The organism is Maribacter sp. Asnod1-A12 (genome assembly GCF_045063735.1).
Classification (GTDB): Bacteria; Bacteroidota; Bacteroidia; order Flavobacteriales; family Flavobacteriaceae; genus Maribacter.
The window spans coordinates 2,001,877-2,022,255 of sequence record NZ_JBEFNZ010000006.1 but is presented as its reverse complement, the minus strand read 5'-3'; the positions used below and the strand labels follow the sequence as shown (position 1 = coordinate 2,022,255).

The following is a 20,379-nucleotide window of genomic DNA, read 5'->3' as shown; positions in this document are numbered from 1 at the left end:
TATTAAAAACATTTAAGCATCATACAATGAGCAGTGTAAAAAAAGCGTCTTCAGCCTTAATTTCAGTTTTTCATAAAGACGGATTAGAGCCAATAGTAAGAAAATTTCAAGAATTAGGAATCACTATTTACTCCACCGGAGGAACCGAAAAATTCATAACTGATTTAGGAATCGACGTGGTTCCTGTAGAAGATGTAACTAGCTACCCTTCTATTCTAGGAGGAAGAGTAAAAACTTTACACCCAAAAGTATTTGGCGGTATTTTAAACAGACAGGACAACGAAAGTGATGTTGCCCAATTAGCTGAATTTGAAATTCCACAAATAGATATTGTTATTGTTGATTTATATCCTTTTGAAAAAACGGTTGCTAGTGGTGCTTCTGAGCAAGATATCATTGAAAAGATAGATATAGGTGGAATTTCACTAATTCGTGCTGCAGCAAAAAACTTTAAAGATGTTACTTGTGTTTCTTCTATGGAAGATTATGCAGAGTTTCTTGAAGTTGTTTCTGCTGACAATGGTAACATTAGCCTAGAAGACAGAAAGCGTTTTGCCGCTAAGTCTTTTAATGTTTCTTCTAATTACGATACTGCTATATTTAACTATTTCAATAAAAACCATGAAATCGCAGCATTAAAAGTAAGCGAGACTGAAGGCAAGGTTTTACGTTATGGCGAGAACCCACACCAAAAAGGATTCTTCTTTGGGGATTTTGATGCTATGTTCTCTAAATTACACGGTAAAGAATTATCATACAACAACCTTTTAGATGTTGACGCTGCCGTTAATTTGATGCTGGAATTTAAAAACGATGCTCCTACCTTTGCTATTCTAAAGCATAACAATGCATGCGGATTAGCACAAAGAGAAACGTTACACCAAGCTTATGTTGACGCTTTAGCCGGTGACCCTGTTTCTGCTTTTGGCGGAGTTCTTATCAGCAATAAAGAAATTGATAAAGCTACGGCAGAAGAGATACATAAATTATTCTGCGAAGTTGTTATAGCACCTAGTTATAACGCAGAAGCTCTTGAAATTTTAAAAGGAAAGAAAAATAGAATCATCCTTATTCAAAATGAAGTTGAGATGCCAGAGATGCAAGTTAGAACTTGTTTAAACGGTATGCTTCTTCAAGAAAAAGATCATAAAACAGATACAGTCGCTGATCTTACTAATGCGACCAACACAAACCCTACAGATCAAGAATTAGAAGATTTAATTTTTGCATCTAAACTTTGTAAGCACACAAAGTCTAACACTATTGTTCTTGCTAAAAACAAACAACTTTGTGCAAGTGGTACAGGGCAAACTAGTAGAGTCGATGCCTTGAACCAGGCAATACACAAAGCACAAACCTTTAATTTTGACCTTAAAGGAGCGGTTATGGCAAGTGATGCTTTCTTCCCTTTCCCTGATTGTGTGGAGATTGCGGACAAAGCGGGTATCACCAGTGTTATTCAACCGGGCGGATCTATAAAAGACCAATTAAGTGTTGATTATTGCAACGAACACAAAATTTCAATGGTGATGACAGGCACACGTCATTTCAAGCATTAATTTCATTACTTTTGTCGATGAAATACACCCTTTTATCTAAAATTTAAACATCACATATGGGATTTTTTGATTTCTTGACCGAGGAAATAGCTATAGATTTAGGTACAGCTAACACTCTTATCATTCATAATGACAAGGTAGTTGTCGATAGCCCATCCATCGTTGCCAGAGATAGAATTAGCGGAAAAATCATTGCAGTTGGTAAAGAAGCCAACATGATGCAAGGTAAAACCCATGAGAACATAAAAACAATTAGACCATTGAAAGATGGTGTAATTGCAGATTTTGACGCATCTGAAAAGATGTTGATGATGTTCATCAAGAATATTCCTGCATTAAAGAAAAAATGGTTTCCGCCAGCATTGCGTTTGGTCATCTGTATACCTTCTGGTATTACTGAAGTTGAAATGCGTGCCGTAAAGGAATCCGCAGAACGTGTAAACGGTAAAGAGGTGTATCTTATTCATGAACCAATGGCTGCAGCTATTGGTATCGGTTTGGACATTATGCAACCAAAAGGAAATATGATTGTTGATATAGGTGGTGGTACTACCGAGATTGCGGTTATTGCATTAGGCGGTATCGTTTGTGACAAATCCGTAAAGATTGCAGGTGACGTTTTCACAAACGACATCATTTATTACATGCGTACACAGCACAACTTATATGTTGGTGAAAGTACGGCTGAAGCAATTAAGATTGAAATAGGTTCTGCAACAGAAGATTTACAATCTCCACCAGATGAGAAATCTGTACAGGGACGTGATCTACTGACAGGAAAACCAAAACAAGTTCAAATATCTTATAGAGAAATAGCGAAGGCTTTAGATAAATCTATTCTGCGTGTTGAAGATGCGGTTATGGAAACATTATCTCAAACTCCCCCAGAATTAGCTGCCGATATTTACAATACTGGTATCTACCTTGCAGGTGGTGGCTCTATGCTACGTGGATTGGACAGAAGGTTATCTCAAAAAACCGACTTACCAGTTTACATTGCCGAAGATCCATTACGTGCCGTAGTACGTGGTACTGGTATCGCACTTAAAAACTTAGAACGCTACAAGAGCATACTAATTAAGTAAGAAGCTTGTTTTAACGAACAGCTTCTTACTTAATATTGATAGCCTTGGATAAAATTCAAGAGCCATTTATTAATGATTATCGATAGAACTTCTGGGCTAGTCTAGAAACAATTTATCTAAAGGCAGTCTTGTTTAAAACACTATTATCGAGTAAAAATATAGGGGTGAATGCAACAGATCATAAATTTTTTAATTAGGTATAAGATATTCTTACTTTACCTTTTTCTATTATTGATTTCCTGCATTTTTACGTTTCAGTCGCATTCGTACCACCAATCTAAATTTTTAAATTCATCTAACTACATCACCGGAAGCATCTATACCTTTTCTGATGATATTACTTCCTATTTTGGCTTAAGAGAAGAAAACAATAAGCTTGTTGAAGAAAATAAAAGACTTAGAGATAAGTTATTTAACAACTTGGTACTTTCACCGGCTCTAATTGATTCAACTTCTGTAGACTACGAAGTTATAAGAGGGCGTGTAATCAATAACAGCTATGCCGATCAGCGTAACTATATAACTATCAATAAAGGTAAAAGTGATAGTATTGCTCAAGATATGGGCGTTATTACAGATAAGGGTATTCTTGGTATCGTAGAAAATACCTCAGACAACTTTTCTACAGTACAAAGTATATTGAGCGATAAGTCTAACATTAACGCAAAAATCAAAAACTCTAATCACTTTGGTTCTTTAGTTTGGGAAAACACCACAGATTATAATGTTGTTCAATTAATTGACATACCAAGATTAGTACCTCTTACTATTGGTGACACCATTGTAACCGGAGCCATGAGTAGCATATTCCCTGAAAACATTCCTATTGGCACTATTAAAAGATTTGATTTAGACAACTCAAAAAGTTTTTATTTTATAGATGTAGAACTCTTTAATGACATGACCAATATTGGTACTATTTATATCATTAAAAATTTAAATCGTAAAGAAGTTTTAGAATTAGAAGCAGAAACAGAAGCCAATGATTAACAACACTTCATTTTTAATTGTGCTCCGATTTATTTTATTGGTACTACTGCAAGTGTTAGTATTCAATAAACTGAATTTCTTTGGCTATATAAATCCGTTGATTTATATTCTTTTCCTTTATTGGTATCCTATCAAACAAAATAGAACTACCTTTATAATTCTATGCTTTTTCTTAGGATTATGCGTAGATATTTTTTCTGACACACTTGCCATAAACGCAGCTGCTACCGTTACCATAGCTTATCTTCGACCAACCATTATGCGTTTTGTCTTTGGTGTCAATTATGAATTTCAAAGTTTTAAGTTAAACAACAGTACCAAGGCACAACAATTCACGTTTTTAGCGTTATTGATTATAATACATCATTTGGTATACTTTACGTTAGAAATTTTCAGCTTTTCAAATAGCCTGTTAATTTTACAAAAAACGATTATAGTAGGTATTGCCACATTGATTTTAGGAATGTTGTTCAGTACATTATTCAGCAGTAAAAAAGAATGAGAAAAATTCTTTTATCATCAATTATAATTGTCATCGCCATTACATTTTTGGGAAGGCTGTCCTATTTGCAAATTTTTAGTTTTTCTGCAGAGCAAGTTTTAGAGGATCCGGCAATTAAAGCTATTTATGATTATCCTGAACGCGGCTATATTTATGATCGTAACGGTCATCTTTTAGTTGGTAATGATCCCGCTTATGATGTCATGGTAATCCCAAGAGAAGTTAAACCTTTAGATACTTTAGAGTTTTGTGGGTTATTGGGAATTGACAAAGAAAAATTCGTCAAAAAACTTAAAAAAGCTAGGGTATATTCCCCAAGACTACCTTCTGTACTGGTACCTCAACTATCAAAACAAGATTACGCCAAGCTACAAGAGAAAATGCGTAAATACAAAGGCTTTTACATTCAAAAGCGATCTTTGCGCTATTACGACACTCCTAGCGCGGCAAATGTTCTAGGTTACATCAGTGAAGTTAACGAAGGAGATTTAGCGGTAAATAAATACTACGTTCAAGGGGAACTAAAAGGAAGAACGGGAGTTGAACGCTATTACGAAGACCTATTAAGAGGCAGAAAAGGTGTTCAGTATATTCAGAAAGATCGATTCAACAGGGATATTGGACCATATAAAAACGGAACCATAGACACCTTACCTGAGCAAGGGAAACAAATAAGTATTACCATAGATAAAACGCTACAGGAATATGGCGAATTATTGATGAACGGAAAACGAGGCGGCATTGTAGCCATAGAGCCTGCAACCGGCGAAATTCTTTCCATGATTTCGGGACCAACATACGACCCAGCTTTACTTGTAGGTCGTGAACGTTCTAAAAATTACACGAAACTCTATAACGACACCATAGCAAACCCAACTTGGGATCGTTCTATTCACGCACAACAACCACCTGGATCACCATTTAAAACCTTAAATGCTTTAATCGCTTTACAAGAAGGTGTTCTAGATGAAAATACAACCATACAATGTTACCACGGATTTTACGTGGGCAAGAAAAAAAGAGGTTGTCACTGTGGTGGTGGCTTAAGAAACTTGAACAAAGGAATATCCCAATCCTGTAACGCTTACTTTGCAGGAGCGTTCAGAAAAATATATGAAAAATTTGAAACTACAGATGAAGGCATGGATGTGTGGGAAAAACACATGCGAAGCTTTGGTCTAGGTGATTATTTAGGTTACGATTTACCATTTGGACAAAAAGGACGTATACCTAGTAAAGAATACTACGACAAATGGTACGGAGATAATAGATGGAGTTCTTCTTACATTATTTCTAATGCTATCGGACAAGGCGAAATATTGGCTACACCGGTGCAGTTAGCGAATATGACGGCAGCTATTGCCAATAGAGGTCATTATTTTACTCCGCATATCTTAAAGAAAATAGAAGGCAAGGATATCACCGAACCTAAATTTACCGAAGCCAAACATACTACAATTGACCCAAAACACTTTGAACCTGTAGTACAAGGTATGGCAGATGTTTATGTAAGTGGTACTGCAAGATGGTTACAAATTCCAGGCATTGAAGTGGCCGGAAAAACAGGAACCGCAGAAAATTTCACAAAAATTGATGGCGTACGTACGCAATTGACAGACCACTCGGTATTTGTAGCATTCGCACCAGTTGACGATCCTAAGATTGCAATTGCGGTATATATAGAAAATGGATATTTTGGATCTAGATATGCCGGGCATATAGCTACACTTATGATTGAAAAGTACCTGAAAGGTGAAATTACCTTAAAGACACTTGAAAAAAGAATGCTTGAAAAAACTTTAGAAGCAGAATACGCGAAACCCTACAGTGGGGAGGAGTTCAAAATTAACGAGCGTGTCTGGTAAAAGTGTTTTAAAAAGAATTGATTGGCTAAGTGTTTTTATCTATTTCGCACTTGTACTTATTGGCTGGATCAATATATACTCAAGTACATTTACCGACGAGCATAGCTCTATTTTTGACTTTAGTACTTTATACGGCAAACAACTCTTTTTTATTGGGGTCAGCCTAGTTACCATAGTCATAGTACTCGCATTAGAAGTAAATTTTTACGAACGGTTTTCTAGTTTACTTTACCTCATATCCATGCTTTCGCTATTAGGGCTCTTTGTTTTTGGTAAAACAATTGCCGGTGCAACTTCATGGTACGACCTTGGCTTTTTTAATTTACAACCTTCCGAGCTTGCAAAAGTAGCTACTGCTCTTGCACTTGCTAAATATCTTAGCGACATTCAAACAGATATCAAACGAAGAAAAGACCAGTTCTACGCGCTTCTAATTATACTTGTACCTGCCATTCTTATTATACCTCAACCCGATCCCGGTAGTGCACTAGTATTCTTTGCCATGATTTTTGTAATTTTTAGAGAAGGCCTACCATTGTACTATTTGGTTATTCTATTAAGTCTTATACTGATATTCGTCATTACCCTAATGTTTGGTACCGTATGGCTTATAATCGGTTTGGCATTAATGATTATTCTATTATATACTTTAAAACGTAAGTCATTAAAAATTCCGGTAATACCGCTTAGTCTAATTAGTGTAGCTGTTATTTTGTTCTCGCTTTCGGTAAATTTCGTTTTCAATAATGTATTCGAGCAACGTCATAGGGATCGCTTTGGTTTATGGTTACGTTTAGAGAAAGATCCTAAAAAACTGGAACAGATAAGAAAGTCGATTGGTTACAACACGTATCAATCTGAAAAGGCAATTGAATCAGGCGGTTTCTTCGGAAAAGGATTTTTAGAAGGAACACGAACAAAAGGAGATTTTGTACCTGAACAGCACACCGATTATATATTTAGTACCGTTGGTGAAGAATGGGGATTTTTAGGAACGGCAACAGTAATTATTCTATTCACCGTCTTGTTTCTGCGTTTAATTTCTTTAGCAGAACGACAGAAAAATGCCTTTGCCAGAATGTATGGCTATGGAGTAATTTCAATTCTACTCATCCATTATTTCATTAACATAGGTATGGTAATCGGTATTCTACCCACTATTGGTATTCCACTACCCTTTTTTAGTTACGGCGGATCTGGACTCCTATTTTTCACTATTCTACTCTTTATTTTTTTAAGGCTAGATACGAATAGATTAAAGGAAAGTTTCTAAAACTTCCACCCCACGGTATTCTTACTCGCTTCAAAAGCCCTTTGTTGTATTTCTGGTAGCTCGACAAAAAAGTCAATCCCTGTTACTTTTTCTATATCATCAATTGATACTACGAAATTGCGTAAAGATGTAAATTGAGGTTTATTCGGCATTAAAAAAGATAAAGTATAAATCTTACCCCCCTTTTTACGTGCAATAATCTTGTAGAAAGTATCGGGCACATCAACATCTTCCTGTCCGATCTCCTCTAATCCACTTTCCAAAACTCCGCCGGTAAATACATATAAAGTCCCATATTGCTTCGCCCAGCGTCTTGTTTGCTGCTCTAAATCGTTCCAAATACCTGCATTGAACTCTCTGTCTTGCGGACTTATATTACTTGTATAAAATGTTTCATTGTATGCTTGTAAAGAAAACCTACGATCACCGGCAGGTACTAAATGCCCACGATCATAACCTGATCCCTTATAATTTCGCCAATCGGCAGATTTAGAGGAAACGAAGGGGTCTTCAATAAAATACGGTCGCTTTCTATCATCATAAGTTAGATGGCTTTTACTTAGCGTATACGCTACCCACTCTGCTTGCTCATAAGGTTCATTGTACGATAATGTAAAAAACTCATGATTTACAATCTCGCCCGTTGTAGACGATGGCAAGAGCTCTATGGGGAAATCATTGGTATTAACTTCTTCGTTGTTATTGGAATATGTAGCGGGAGTATAAAAGTTTTCAAACAGCCAAAAACCTATAATACAGACAAGAATTAAAATACTATAAAGAGATCCCTTTTTTTTACGGTATGCCATATGCCAAAATTACCTAATTTTGTAAGATATAAGGCAAATTACCGACCAATAAACCTAGTAAACAAAGTCTAAACGAAAGGAAAATTATGATGTTAACTTGGAAAGATATAATTCATTTTTCAGTGAACGGTAACCCTGAACCTGACAGACGAGTTGAAAAAACCGAACAGGAATGGAAAGAGATATTGACACCTGAACAGTTTAGAGTTACTCGAAAAAAAGGTACTGAAGCCCCGCATTCCGGTGCGCTTTGTACTGCTCACGAAGCTGGCAAGTACGAATGTGTTTGTTGTGGCACACCATTATTTGATTCTACTATTAAATTTGAATCTGGTACTGGCTGGCCTAGCTTCACCCAACCAATTAAAGATAATGCTATAAAATATCATAAGGACACAACCTTTGGTATGATACGCGTAGAAGTGATGTGTAATACTTGCGATGCGCATTTGGGCCATATATTCCCTGACGGACCAGAACCTAGTGGATTACGTTACTGCATTAATTCGGAATCTATGCAATTAGAAAAGGAGGAATCGAATGGTTAATTCAAATTTAGAAATCGCTACGGTTGGTGGTGGTTGCTTTTGGTGTACCGAAGCGGTATTTCAAGAGGTGAAGGGCATACACAAAGTAATTTCTGGATATACTGGAGGTAAAGCACCAGGAAGACCTACCTATAGAGAAATCTGCTCTGGCTTAACCGGTCATGCAGAAGTAGTTCAGGTTACTTTTGACCCTAGTATCATTTCCTATGAAGATATCTTAATTATATTCATGACTACACATGACCCTACTTCTTTAAACAGGCAGGGAGCTGATACTGGTACTCAATACCGTTCTGTTATTTATTTTCATAATGACAAACAAGAGCAAAAAGCAAAAGTAGTATTGAATGAAATGCAGGCAGTATATGAGAAGTCAATAGTAACTGAATTAAGTCCTTTAGGTATTTTCTACGATGCAGAAGAGTATCATCAAGATTATTACAAGAACAATTCTGAACAAGGATATTGCCAAGTTGTAATCAACCCAAAGTTGGCTAAACTTAGACAATTACACTCAGACAAACTTTTATCATAGATACAATTTTGGTTTATTTTTAACGCTAAAAAATAAACGAATAAAAAAGCCGCTACATGTTTTATGTAGCGGCTTTTACTTATCTAAAAAAACTATTTAATTCTTTACACTAGCCAGTTTTCCATGCTTAATGTTATTCATTTTTAAGTCTTCTAAAACATTTACCGCTTCTTCAACATAAACATCTTTAGCTAAATTCTTATGCCATCTGTTACGTTTTTCACGCAATACAGAGTCTTTAGTAAATAACTGCTCTTCATACCCTAAAGACTTAAATGTAAGTTGAGAATCATAATTTGTTAACTTTTTAAAGTAGTCAGATTGTTCTTTATCCTTATTCTTTTCTTCTTTGTAAGTATCATAATTCAAAGAAATTTCAGTTTCATCTTGCTCACCCTTTAACCACTTAGCATTTTCTTCTATCAACTTAATTTGTTGACTTGTTGCCATTCTCTTTTCACTATCAGCAATTGTTTTTTCATAATTAATATAACCATCCCAAGCTTTATAATCTGCAGGTGTAATCTTATCCCATCCTAACGGATTTGATTGATCTCTTTCTCCTAAGTCAATATAACTATACCTATCTGGTACAACGATATCACTTTTAACACCCTCTAACTGAGTAGAACCTCCATTAATTCTATAGAACTTCTGAGTAGTAATTTTAATGGCTCCTAAATCTCCGTGCTCATTACTGCGTAACATGTTGTTCAAAGGAATAACGTTTTGTACCGTTCCTTTACCGAAGGTTTGTTTACTACCTATTACAATAGCTCTTTTATAATCTTGCATTGCAGCTGCTAAAATTTCAGAAGCAGAAGCAGACAACTCGTTTACAAGAATCACTAATGGTCCATCCCACTGAATTCTTTCATCCTTATCATCATATACATCTTTGCCCTTATCCTTAGATTGTACTTGTACAATTGGACCATCCTTGATAAACAAACCTGCCATTTCAACAACAGTCTTTAAAGACCCACCACCATTATCACGTAAATCTAGAATAAGACCTTCTATGCCTTCTTCCTTTAAACGCTCTACTTCTTTAGCAACATCCGTTGCTGCATTTCTTTCACTGTAATCATTGAAATCGACATAGAATTTTGGAAGATTAATAATTCCAAATTTTTCTTCTCCTTTTATAATGTTTGCAGATTTCGCATACGACTCTTCTAACTCAACAACGTCTCTTGTTAAAGAAACAACATCTAAAGAACCATCTACTTTTCTAACAGTCAAATCTACAATAGTACCTTGGGCACCTTTTATCAATTTAATGGCATCGTCTAAACGCATACCTACAATATTGATCGGCTCTTCTCCATTCTGACCAACTTTAATGATTTCATCACCAACTTCTAATCTTTGATCTCTCCACACCGGTCCTCCAGAAATAATCTCTACAATTTTTGCCCCTTCAGATTTTTTCTGAAGTCTTGCTCCAATTCCCTCGAATTTACCCGACATACTGGTATCAAACTTTTCTTTCTCTTCTGGAGCGAAATAAAATGTATGTGGATCAAATTCATCTACAATAGTATTAATATATTGCACGAACCAGTCTTTACGATCTAAATCTTGAACAAAATCAAAGAATTCATCTAATGTTTTTTCAGTTGATTCTCTAGATTCCAGTTCTGCCTCTTCAGGTGTATGTGCTGTATGATCATCATCTTCAGAACTTTCGATTTCTTTATTCTCCATATGAGAAATCTTAGAATCATAGTTACCTAAGGTTGCATATTTCAACTGCTTTCTCCAACGTTCTTTTAATTCCTTACGATTTGCAGCAAAAGGTTCTTCGTCATACTTAATGCTGATGCTTTCATTCTCTGAATAATCAAACGGAGTTTCTAGCACTTCTTTATAAATACCTTTGGCATCTTCCATACGCTCCATCAATCTTTCATATACCACATTAAAGAAAGTGATATCTGTATTTTTGATTTCATCATCTATCTGATATTTATACTTTTCAAATTCAGCAATATCAGATGCTATAAAGTATCTTTTGGTAGGATCAATAACGTCAATAAAATCTTCGAATACATGAACCGAAAAATCATCGTTAAGCGCTTTAGGCTCATAATGTCCTTTTTCTAACACATAGGTTATTAAATCTAACAACAATTTATCCTTGTCGTCATTTTCAAAAGTCTTATTTGTAAAACTGCACGATGCTACAGCCGCGAGCATCAATAACAGTACGTAGGCTAAATTTCTTTTCATAAAATTATCTTTTACTTTCCTTTTCAATATCTCCGAATTTGAGGGTTTAAAGCAGCAATAAAAGCTACTTAAACCCCTAAGGTAAAGAAAAAACCATGCCAATTAAATCTGCTTAAGACTAATTTTTTGTTAAACGGCATTTCGGACTTATCATATTTAAAAACGTATTTTTACTACAGAAAGTATAAGTTATGGAAAAACCATTGATTTTAGTTACAAATGACGACGGTATTACAGCACCTGGTCTGCGTATGCTCATCTCCGTAATGAAGAAAATTGGCGATGTAGTAGTCGTTGCGCCAGATAGTCCACAATCTGGTATGGGACATGCCATTACATTGGACACCGCTCTTTTTTCAAAAAAAATGAAAATTGACCTTGACCAAGACGGTATTGACGAATATAGCTGTAGCGGCACCCCTGCAGACTGTGTAAAACTGGCACTTCAAGAAATACTACCCAAAAGACCTGATATCTGCGTTAGCGGTATTAACCATGGTTCTAACTCATCTATCAACGTAATTTACTCTGGCACCATGAGTGCTGCGGTAGAAGCTGGTATAGAAGGAATACCTGCTATTGGTTTTTCTTTGTGTGATTATAGTTGGAATGCTGATTTTTCCCAATCTCAAGATTTTATTCTGGACATTGTTATTCAAGCTTTAAATCATGGAATTCCTAAGGGAACCGTCTTGAATGTCAATATACCTAAGCTTAAAAAAGAAGAGCTTAAAGGGATTAAAATCTGTAGACAAGCTAAAGCCAATTGGAAAGAGAAATTTGACAAACGCACCAACCCTATGGGAAAAGATTACTATTGGCTGACCGGTGAGTTCGAGTTATTGGATAAAGGTGAAGATACTGACGAATGGGCACTTTCCAATGGATATATTTCTGTTGTACCCACCCAATTCGATTTAACCGCCCACCACGTCATTCAAGAATTAAACACCTGGGAACTTTAGTTATTTCCCAAAAAAAAGGATTAAATTATTTCGCTCAAATATTATAAATGAATACCAAAAAAGAAATTCTAATAGGTTTTATTGTAGGCATTATCGCAAACGCCATTGGCACATTATTATATATTTTAATATTCTCTGATTTGGGGATTATGGAAACTTTTGATGCTGCCGTTAGACAAGAACATGTTGGCAGTCTTTTGGCATTGGGTGCCATTCTTAACCTTGTGGCTTTTTTCGGATTTCTAAAAATTAAAAGAGACAACAGAGCTAAAGGCGTTTTGATTGCTACCATTTTGACCGCATTCGTAATTCTTTACTACAAAGTATTTTAAAATGAAGTACTACATTATTGCAGGCGAAGCTTCTGGCGATCTTCATGGCTCTAATTTAATTAAGGCTCTGAAGCAACAGGATAACAATGCAGACATTAGATGTTGGGGTGGCGATTTAATGCAGCAAGCTGGCGGAACTTTAGCCAAACACTACAAGGAATTGGCTTTCATGGGATTCATAGAAGTAATTCTAAACCTGAATGCCATTTTTAAAAATATAAAATTTTGCAAACAAGATATTGCCGCATTTAATCCTGATGCTATTATTTTCATTGATTATTCCGGATTTAATTTACGTATTGCTAAATGGGCCAAAGAACATAATTTCTTGACCAACTATTATATTTCACCTCAGATTTGGGCATCTAGAGAAGGCAGAATAGCTAAGATAAAAGCTACCGTAGACCATATGTACGTGATCCTACCTTTTGAAAAGGAATTTTACGAAAAGAAACACAATTACCCGGTCAACTTTGTAGGGCACCCTCTACTAGACGCCATTAATAACAGACCAGAACTAAACGAAACTCTATTCAGATCAGATAATGGTATAGACCCGAACAAACCCATTATAGCTTTACTGCCTGGCAGTCGTAAACAAGAGGTACAGAAAATGTTATCGCTTATGCTTTCTTTGACTAACGACTTTTCTGAATATGAATTTGTTATTGCAGGCGCTCCAAGTTTAGATAAAGAATTTTATGCTGCTTTTCTCACCAATGCGAATGTGAAATTCATTCAAAACAAAACTTACGATTTACTTTCCATATCAAATGCCGCCTTAGTTACCAGCGGTACAGCTACTTTAGAAACTGCTTTATTCAAAGTACCACAGGTTGTTTGTTACAAAGCAAATTGGATTTCTTACCAAATTGCAAAACGGATTATTACTTTAGAATATATTTCTTTGGTCAACCTTATCATGAAAAAGGAAGTAGTTAAAGAATTAATACAAGATGATTTTACCAAACAGAACCTAAAAAAGGAACTGACTTTAATTTTAGATGGTGAAGCTAGACGCAAACAATTGACCGATTATGTTGAGTTAATTGCGAAATTGGGTGGATCTGGAGCTAGTGCCGAAGCCGCTTCTCTAATCATTGCAAATGCTAAAGTTTCATAGCGATATTCTTTTTAAAAAATAATTCGATAATTTTGGAGTTACACGTACTACAGGGTACACTCTATTTTATGCGCATTTTACCATACTTTATAATCATTTGCTTTTTAGCCAGTTGCGGAGCCAAAAAAACGACTACTTCTGACAAGGAACGCAAAATTTCTGTTGCCGCTGCAAATAATGCCAGAACAGGTAATGTTACCGGTGCTACAAGAACTGAAGAACGTAGGGCAGTTTCTTCAACGCATACTAAGGCAGATGAGATTATTAACACAGCCCTTTCATTTTCAGGTACACGGTATAAATTTGGAGGAACAACCAAGAAAGGAATGGACTGCTCTGGCCTACTATATGTTTCTTTTGGTGTACATGACGTACAACTACCCAGAGTATCTTACAACATGGCAGAAGAAGGTCGTAGGGTAACCGTTAAAAATGTGGAAAAGGGCGACTTGTTATTCTTTAAAACCTCTAGAGGCTCTAAACGAATAAACCATGTTGGCATGGTGGTAGGTACCGATAATGACGAAATTACATTTATTCACGCATCAACATCTCGTGGTGTTACCGTTTCCTCATTAAGAGACGGATTCTGGAACCAGGCATTCGTAAAGGCTACAAGAATATTATAGCATGAAGCTCTTAGCGTTTATTCCTATTAGATTAACGCTTTTACTCATTGTTGGTATCTTAATAGGTTATTATTTCTCCTTTAACTTATTACATACGCTTCTCTTCACAGTATCTCTTTTTCTACTACTTGCCGCAATATTCTTTTTTGAAAAAAATACAAAATCGGTTTTATTCGGAGCCATTGCCGCACTTACATTTATATCATTAGGCACCTACAGTTACACTGCCGCACAACCCATAAACCATACTAATCACTACAGCAATCATCAAAGTACCAATAACGAATTGTGGACGTTAAAAATCAAAGAGGTTCTAAAACCTAATCAGTTTTCTACCCGCTATTTTGCCACAGTAAAAAATATAGGCAATGAACAAGTAAGCGGCACTATAGTTCTCACCATACCCAAAGATTCAACAAGTTTAAATTTAGCTATAGATGATGAATTTGTAACCCAAACCGAAGCTAAAGCTATTTCTTCTCCTTTAAATCCGCATCAATTTGATTATAAAAAATATCTAGAAAATCTAGGTGTGTATCATAATATGCGAATAGAACATGATCAACTTGTAAAAATTAAAAATTCACAAACAACTCTTTTAGGAATCGCCGCAAGGGCACGAAATCATATCATTGAAAAACTTGATAAAGAGAATTTCGGAGCAGATGAATTGGGAGTCATAAAAGCACTATTACTTGGTCAGCGTTCAGATATATCAGAAGAAACATACACTAATTATCAGAAAGCGGGTGCCGTACATATTTTAGCAGTATCCGGTTTACACATTGGTATTCTACTTTTAGTTATCCAGTTTTTATTGAGTCCGCTAAAAACCATCTCTAATGGGCGAACTCTAATTCTAGTTCTATCGGTTCTCTTTTTATGGGGCTTTGCCTTTATCGCAGGGTTGTCTGCCAGTATAATTCGTGCTACTACGATGTTCACCTTTGTAGCTTATGCATTGTATTTAAACAGACCCAGTAACACCTTTAATATACTTGCGCTTTCCATATTATTTATTCTGTTATTCATCAATCCGAATTTATTGTTTCAAGTGGGGTTTCAGATGAGCTATGCCGCTGTTTTTGCCATACTTTGGATTTTCCCTTTACTTAAACAATTATGGTTTCCGAAGAATAAAGTGGTACGATACTTTTGGCAACTGCTCTGTGTTAGTATCGCCGCACAATTAGGTGTTCTGCCAATCAGTTTATTTTATTTTCATCAGTTTCCGGGACTGTTTTTTATTTCAAATTTAATAATTGTGCCCGCTTTGGGATTGATTCTAGGTATGGGTATTTTAGTGATTGCACTCTCACTATTAAATTGGCTCCCTACTCAATTAGTATGGTTTTATAATGAAATCATCAGTTTAATGAACAGCATTATTGCTTGGGTAGCAAAACAAGAAAATTTTATTTTCAGTGCTATTTCTTTTGACTTTATTCAGCTATTATTAAGTGTATTTGTCCTGATAATGAGCGTAGAACTTTTTACGAAATTCAATTACAAACGAATAGTTTTCTTTTTATTAAGTATTCTATGTTTTCAAGGATATACCATCTTTCAAGAATATGAAGCTCATAACAATTTGGAAGTATTAGTGATGCATCAAACGAGAAAGAGCCTCATTTTCAACAAAAGCGGAAATAACCTAACTATCCTAACCAACCCTGACAATACACCTAATTATCTTATTTCAGATTATATCACTGCAGAACGTATAGATTCTATTCGTTATAATTCCTTAAAAAATAGCTATGCTTTCAAAGATGGATCGGTACTGATTATTGATAGCACAAGAATTTATCCGAAGTCATCATCCCTTAAAATCTTATTGACTCAATCACCAAAAATCAATTTAGACAGGCTAATTGACAGTATTCAACCCAAGGAAATTATTGCAGATGGCAGTAACTACAAAAGCTACATTGAACGTTGGGAAACAACCTGTATAAAAAATAAAATCCCTTTTCACTATACTGGTGAAAAGGGAGCTTATTATTTTGAGTGACTTTAGACTAATGCACTTTACCCATTAACTTTTTAATTAGTGGTGATGCTAAAAGAACAATAGCACCTGCACCTAAAGCATACTTTGCAATCAACATAAAACCATCTGTATAAACGGTTAAAGTTGCAAAACCGTTAACATCGCCATCCGTACTTTCAATAGCTAATTGTTTACCAATAAAACCAACTATCTGAAATGCAAATGCAGATGATAAAAACCAAACACCCATTATAAAGGCGATTAATCTCGCCGGTGCCAAATCTGTCATTTTAGAAAGACCGACAGGAGACATAAACAACTCACCAACGGACAATAGGAAATACATTAATAAAAGATATGTAAAAGGAACAAAACCGCTTTCATTGGCGCTACCACCACTTAATGCTAAAACGTAAAAACTGATACCGGCAAAAAGTAGGCCTAACCCAAATTTATACGGAGTTCTTGGGTTCCAATTTTTCTTGCTCAACCACGTCCACATCATTGAAATAGGAATAGCCAATATTATAATAAACATGGAGTTCAGTGAATTGGTTTGTGCAGCAGACATAATACCATCCAAGTCAATATTTCTAGCTGCAAACAAAGTAATAACACTACCGGATAATTCATGGAAACCCCAGAATATAGTCATGAAAAAAGTTAGCAATACAGCTACGAATAGTTCTTTTCTCTCCTTAACATTTGCCTTGAACATCTCATATGCCAAATATGCCAATACCGCAATACCAATACCTGTAAAAATCACATTAACGATATTTTGATCAGCGAACAACCCATCTGTAGCAATAGCTTTATAAGATGATAATAACAGTGCTATTAATGGCGCTGCCAATACAGCAAGTACAGGCACAAGAATACCTTGTTTTACACCAAGTACTTTTTTCTCCAATACATGCTCATTAGGTGGTAATCCCCTATCTCCAAAAACATTAGTTTGAATACCTCTCCAGAATACGATCAAACCGGTTAACATACCAATACCTGCTAAGCCAAAGCCATAGTGCCATCCATAAGTAGCCGCTAGCCATCCACACAACAAAGGAGCTACCCAACCACCTATATTAATACCCATGTAAAAAATGGTGAATCCGGAATCTTTTTTAGGATCGCCTTTCTCATACAAAGTACCAACGAACGTGGAAATATTTGGCTTAAAAAAACCGTTACCCACAATAATCAATGATAGCGCCAAAAAGAAGGCCATGTTATTTTCAATAGCAAGTACAAAATGCCCTATAGACATTAAAATTCCCCCTAAAAAAATGGAATTTCGCATTCCTAAAATCTTATCGGACAATTTTCCCCCGATTACGGTTGATGCATATACCAAAGACCCGTAAGAGGAGTATACAGCTGCCGTGGCGTAATCTCTTTCTGCTAATGCCTTGAAGATTACATCTATCATATAAAGCGTCAGCAACGCTCGCATACCGTAGAAGCTAAAACGCTCCCACAACTCTGCAAAGAATAAATAAAATAAACCCTGCGGGTGTCCAAAAACCTGCTTTTGGTCTGAAAATTCAGTACTTTCAGTCATATAGATGTTAGTTTGATTATAGTTTTTCTTTTATGAAATTGGTCATTTTGTTGAAAAGGTGAATTCTTGTATTTCCACCATAAATGCCGTGATTTTTGTCTGGGTAGATTCCCCAATCAAATTGTTTGTCCGCTTGAATTAATGCTTCGATCATTCTCATGGAATTCTGTACATGTACATTATCATCACCTGTGCCATGTATCAACAAATAATCGCCTTCTAATAACTGCGGATAATTGAATGGCGAGTTGTCATCATAACCACTTGGGTTTTCTTGCGGCGTTTGCATGTAACGTTCCGTATAGATAGTATCATAAAAAGCCCATGAAGTTACCGGAGCAACCGCAATGGCCATTTCAAATGTATCATTACCTTTTAAAATACAGTTTGTAGACATAAAGCCACCATAGCTCCAACCCCAAATACCTGTTCTATCTGCATCTATATATGGTAATTCACTCAGTTTTTTAGCAGCGGCTATTTGGTCCTCTACCTCATATTTACCTAGTTCTTTTTGTGTAACTTTCTTGAAATCCCTTCCTTTAAATCCAGTTCCTCTACCATCTATACAAGCAACAATATAGCCTTCAGCTACTAAACCTTGATGCCAGTAATCATTAGCACCCATCCAGCTGTTACTCACATTTTGTGAACCAGGACCACTGTACTGATACATAAACAACGGATATTTTTTTGAAGGGTCAAAATCTTTTGGTTTGATCATGTACATATTAAGATCATTGCCATTTATAGAAATAGTAGAGAACTCTTTAGGGCTAACAGCATAACCTTCTAACCTCTTCAATAATTGACTATTGTCTTTTATATCTTTTACTTTCTTACCGTTAATTGCTTGATGCAACGTGTATACCGGAGGAGTATCTGCGCTTGAAAACGTATTAATAAAATAGGTAAAATCTGTGCTAAAAGAAGCGTTGTTCGTTCCTTTACTTATTGCCAAGCCTTTTTTATCATCACCTCCGCTGCTAATATTGTAAACCCCACGGTTAATAGAACCGTTCTCTGTAGATTGGTAGTATATTTTATCTTCATTTTGGTCGTAACCATAGTACTTGGTTACTTCCCAATCGCCTTTTGTAATTTGGTTCATTAAACTACCATCTTCCCCATATAAGTAGATATGGTTATAACCATCTTTTTCACTTGTCCAGATAAAGCTATCATCTTCTAAAAAAGTCAGGTTGTCGGTAACGTCTACATAAGCGTCATCCTTTTCTACCAACAATACAGAAACTTCGCCTTTTTTAGCATTGACTGAATACATTGTTAATTGATCTTGATGTCTGTTCAGGGTCTGAACACTTAAATAATCTTTATGATTTTTCCATTTAATTCTTGGTACGTAATAAGAATCTTTTAAGTCAACCGACGTAATTGACCCACTTGCAACGTCTAATAAATGCAATGTAACTATAGAATTGTTCTCACCTGCTTTTGGATATTTAAAAACGTGTGGCTGTTGATACAACCCTGTGCCGTATACGTCCATTGAAAATTCTGGAACATTGGTTTCATCAAAACGTAAAAAAGCTATTTTAGAACCATCTGCATTCCATTCAAAAGCACGAACAAATGCAAACTCTTCTTCGTACACCCAATCGGTAACACCGTTGATTATTTTATTTTTTACTCCATCTTCAGTAACCTGTTTAGTTTTGCCCGTAGAAAGATCAAAAATATAAATGTTGTTACTTTTTACATAGGCTACTTTGCTACCATCTGGGGATAACAATGGCTCTTGAATTTTGTCATCACTAACTTTTACCACCTCTTTTGTAGCAATATCGTAGACATAATATATCCCAAGTTTCGATCTTCTGAATATTGGCTCTACTTCCGTAGACAATAGCATCTGTTTTTCATCTGAACTAAAGTCATATGAAGAGAAGGAAGTAATATCAGCTAAATCTGCAGATGAAACTACGGTACCTACTTTTTCTAATGTTTTATAATCGTATTTGTCAACCGTGGTGATTTGGCTGAATCTGTTTGTATTAAGAACCGTGTACTGGGTGCCGTTCTTCATGGACCTAAGAGCATCCATCCCTTCTGTTCTAAAAGCGCCTTGATAAATATCTGAAACTTGTATTTGATTGTCCTGTGCCCAAGTAAATACGCTGAATGAAAGTAAAATCAACGCAATTAAGTGTGTTTTTCGCATATATAAGTGAATTTTGTTAAATCTCTCAAGTTTACCACAATTTCCTCAAAAAAACACGCTTTAGAGTAAAAAAGAAAGTGCTTTTAACGCTTTGACCACTTAAAAAAGATTATTGCCAATATGTGTATCTTTACCGCTGTTACAATGTGCTGTATTTTTCATGATCTTCACATGTACACAACATTGAATATTA

The 20,379-nt window shown here is 35.7% G+C and carries 17 protein-coding genes; 13 read left to right on the top strand and 4 right to left on the bottom strand.

The features are described 5' to 3' along the window. The first annotated feature begins 26 nt into the window (after window positions 1-26). The 6 genes from purH to rodA all read left to right on the top strand — a co-directional run bounded on the left by purH (window position 27) and on the right by rodA (window position 7,274). On the top strand, window positions 27-1,559 hold the full coding sequence (purH, locus tag ACJJVP_RS08610; RefSeq protein WP_405412747.1) for a bifunctional phosphoribosylaminoimidazolecarboxamide formyltransferase/IMP cyclohydrolase: 1,533 nt from the start codon (window positions 27-29) through the stop codon (window positions 1,557-1,559). Window positions 1,560-1,615: 56 nt separating this feature from the next. Beyond that, entirely contained in the window at window positions 1,616-2,644 is a 1,029-nt protein-coding gene (locus ACJJVP_RS08605) for a rod shape-determining protein (RefSeq protein WP_027066022.1), read from the top strand. Between the two features lie 168 nt (window positions 2,645-2,812). Then, on the top strand, window positions 2,813-3,634 hold the full coding sequence (gene mreC, locus ACJJVP_RS08600; protein ID WP_405412744.1) for a rod shape-determining protein MreC: 822 nt from the start codon (window positions 2,813-2,815) through the stop codon (window positions 3,632-3,634). After that, window positions 3,627-4,136: a rod shape-determining protein MreD gene (mreD, locus tag ACJJVP_RS08595; protein WP_036156798.1), complete on the top strand. Its 510-nt coding sequence runs from the start codon at window positions 3,627-3,629 to the stop codon at window positions 4,134-4,136. The genes mreC and mreD overlap by 8 nt, the downstream gene beginning before the upstream one ends. Beyond that, window positions 4,133-6,001 carry a penicillin-binding protein 2 gene (gene mrdA, locus ACJJVP_RS08590; protein WP_405412741.1) on the top strand — a complete coding sequence of 623 codons (1,869 nt, stop codon included), beginning with the start codon at window positions 4,133-4,135 and terminating at the stop codon, window positions 5,999-6,001. The genes mreD and mrdA overlap by 4 nt, the downstream gene beginning before the upstream one ends. After that, a complete protein-coding gene (gene rodA / locus ACJJVP_RS08585) occupies window positions 5,991-7,274 on the top strand; it encodes a rod shape-determining protein RodA (protein WP_396633271.1) in 1,284 nt (427 codons plus the stop codon). The genes mrdA and rodA overlap by 11 nt, the downstream gene beginning before the upstream one ends. Here the strand turns inward: rodA and ACJJVP_RS08580 are convergent. Continuing rightward, window positions 7,271-8,083, bottom strand: coding sequence for a DNA/RNA non-specific endonuclease (locus ACJJVP_RS08580; RefSeq protein ID WP_405412739.1), 813 nt, complete (start codon window positions 8,081-8,083; stop codon window positions 7,271-7,273). The genes rodA and ACJJVP_RS08580 overlap by 4 nt on opposite strands. An 89-nt stretch (window positions 8,084-8,172) precedes the next feature. Between ACJJVP_RS08580 and msrB the strand changes: the two genes are divergently transcribed. Together msrB and msrA are read left to right on the top strand one after the other, a co-directional pair. Next, complete coding sequence (gene msrB, locus ACJJVP_RS08575; protein WP_405416153.1) at window positions 8,173-8,631, top strand: peptide-methionine (R)-S-oxide reductase MsrB; 459 nt, start codon at window positions 8,173-8,175, stop codon at window positions 8,629-8,631. After that, complete coding sequence (msrA, locus tag ACJJVP_RS08570; protein ID WP_405412736.1) at window positions 8,624-9,166, top strand: peptide-methionine (S)-S-oxide reductase MsrA; 543 nt, start codon at window positions 8,624-8,626, stop codon at window positions 9,164-9,166. Before msrB ends, msrA begins: the two co-directional genes overlap by 8 nt. 96 nt (window positions 9,167-9,262) lie before the next feature. Here the strand turns inward: msrA and ACJJVP_RS08565 are convergent, their stop codons facing one another. Then, window positions 9,263-11,401 carry a carboxy terminal-processing peptidase gene (locus ACJJVP_RS08565; protein ID WP_405412734.1) on the bottom strand — a complete coding sequence of 713 codons (2,139 nt, stop codon included), beginning with the start codon at window positions 11,399-11,401 and terminating at the stop codon, window positions 9,263-9,265. Between the two features lie 191 nt (window positions 11,402-11,592). On the opposite strand from ACJJVP_RS08565, the gene surE reads away from it, so the two are divergent. The 5 genes from surE (at window position 11,593) to ACJJVP_RS08540 (ending at window position 16,464) form a co-directional block, all read left to right on the top strand. Continuing rightward, entirely contained in the window at window positions 11,593-12,366 is a 774-nt protein-coding gene (surE, locus tag ACJJVP_RS08560; RefSeq protein WP_405412731.1) for a 5'/3'-nucleotidase SurE, read from the top strand. A 47-nt stretch (window positions 12,367-12,413) separates the two neighbouring features. Further along, window positions 12,414-12,698 carry a hypothetical protein gene (locus ACJJVP_RS08555; RefSeq protein ID WP_036156812.1) on the top strand — a complete coding sequence of 95 codons (285 nt, stop codon included), beginning with the start codon at window positions 12,414-12,416 and terminating at the stop codon, window positions 12,696-12,698. 1 nt (window position 12,699) lies between these two features. Continuing rightward, window positions 12,700-13,821: a lipid-A-disaccharide synthase gene (gene lpxB, locus ACJJVP_RS08550; RefSeq protein WP_405412728.1), complete on the top strand. Its 1,122-nt coding sequence runs from the start codon at window positions 12,700-12,702 to the stop codon at window positions 13,819-13,821. A 68-nt stretch (window positions 13,822-13,889) separates the two neighbouring features. Further along, window positions 13,890-14,450 (top strand): C40 family peptidase, encoded by a 561-nt coding sequence (locus ACJJVP_RS08545; protein WP_405412726.1) that lies wholly within the window; start codon window positions 13,890-13,892, stop codon window positions 14,448-14,450. Between the two features lies 1 nt (window position 14,451). Then, the gene (locus ACJJVP_RS08540) at window positions 14,452-16,464 is read left to right on the top strand and encodes a ComEC/Rec2 family competence protein (RefSeq protein WP_405412723.1); all 2,013 of its coding nucleotides are present in this window, start codon (window positions 14,452-14,454) and stop codon (window positions 16,462-16,464) included. A 7-nt stretch (window positions 16,465-16,471) separates the two neighbouring features. Here the strand turns inward: ACJJVP_RS08540 and ACJJVP_RS08535 are convergent, their stop codons facing one another. Next, the gene (locus ACJJVP_RS08535; RefSeq protein WP_405412720.1) at window positions 16,472-18,004 is read right to left on the bottom strand and encodes a peptide MFS transporter; all 1,533 of its coding nucleotides are present in this window, start codon (window positions 18,002-18,004) and stop codon (window positions 16,472-16,474) included. 16 nt (window positions 18,005-18,020) lie between these two features. Then, on the bottom strand, window positions 18,021-20,186 hold the full coding sequence (locus ACJJVP_RS08530; protein WP_405412719.1) for a S9 family peptidase: 2,166 nt from the start codon (window positions 20,184-20,186) through the stop codon (window positions 18,021-18,023). Window positions 20,187-20,379 lie beyond the last annotated feature (193 nt).

Excerpts from the sequence above, each read along its gene's own strand:
- purH (WP_405412747.1), top strand. The coding sequence starts at position 27 with ATGAGCAGTGTAAAAAAAGCGTCTTCAGCCTTAATTTCAGTTTTTCAT.
- ACJJVP_RS08605 (WP_027066022.1), top strand. The coding sequence starts at position 1,616 with ATGGGATTTTTTGATTTCTTGACCGAGGAAATAGCTATAGATTTAGGT.
- mreC (WP_405412744.1), top strand. The coding sequence starts at position 2,813 with ATGCAACAGATCATAAATTTTTTAATTAGGTATAAGATATTCTTACTT.
- mreD (WP_036156798.1), top strand. The coding sequence starts at position 3,627 with ATGATTAACAACACTTCATTTTTAATTGTGCTCCGATTTATTTTATTG.
- mrdA (WP_405412741.1), top strand. The coding sequence starts at position 4,133 with ATGAGAAAAATTCTTTTATCATCAATTATAATTGTCATCGCCATTACA.
- ACJJVP_RS08580 (WP_405412739.1), bottom strand. The coding sequence starts at position 8,083 with ATGGCATACCGTAAAAAAAAGGGATCTCTTTATAGTATTTTAATTCTT.
- msrB (WP_405416153.1), top strand. The coding sequence starts at position 8,173 with ATGTTAACTTGGAAAGATATAATTCATTTTTCAGTGAACGGTAACCCT.
- msrA (WP_405412736.1), top strand. The coding sequence starts at position 8,624 with ATGGTTAATTCAAATTTAGAAATCGCTACGGTTGGTGGTGGTTGCTTT.
- ACJJVP_RS08565 (WP_405412734.1), bottom strand. The coding sequence starts at position 11,401 with ATGAAAAGAAATTTAGCCTACGTACTGTTATTGATGCTCGCGGCTGTA.
- surE (WP_405412731.1), top strand. The coding sequence starts at position 11,593 with ATGGAAAAACCATTGATTTTAGTTACAAATGACGACGGTATTACAGCA.
- ACJJVP_RS08555 (WP_036156812.1), top strand. The coding sequence starts at position 12,414 with ATGAATACCAAAAAAGAAATTCTAATAGGTTTTATTGTAGGCATTATC.
- lpxB (WP_405412728.1), top strand. The coding sequence starts at position 12,700 with ATGAAGTACTACATTATTGCAGGCGAAGCTTCTGGCGATCTTCATGGC.
- ACJJVP_RS08545 (WP_405412726.1), top strand. The coding sequence starts at position 13,890 with ATGCGCATTTTACCATACTTTATAATCATTTGCTTTTTAGCCAGTTGC.
- ACJJVP_RS08540 (WP_405412723.1), top strand. The coding sequence starts at position 14,452 with ATGAAGCTCTTAGCGTTTATTCCTATTAGATTAACGCTTTTACTCATT.
- ACJJVP_RS08535 (WP_405412720.1), bottom strand. The coding sequence starts at position 18,004 with ATGACTGAAAGTACTGAATTTTCAGACCAAAAGCAGGTTTTTGGACAC.
- ACJJVP_RS08530 (WP_405412719.1), bottom strand. The coding sequence starts at position 20,186 with ATGCGAAAAACACACTTAATTGCGTTGATTTTACTTTCATTCAGCGTA.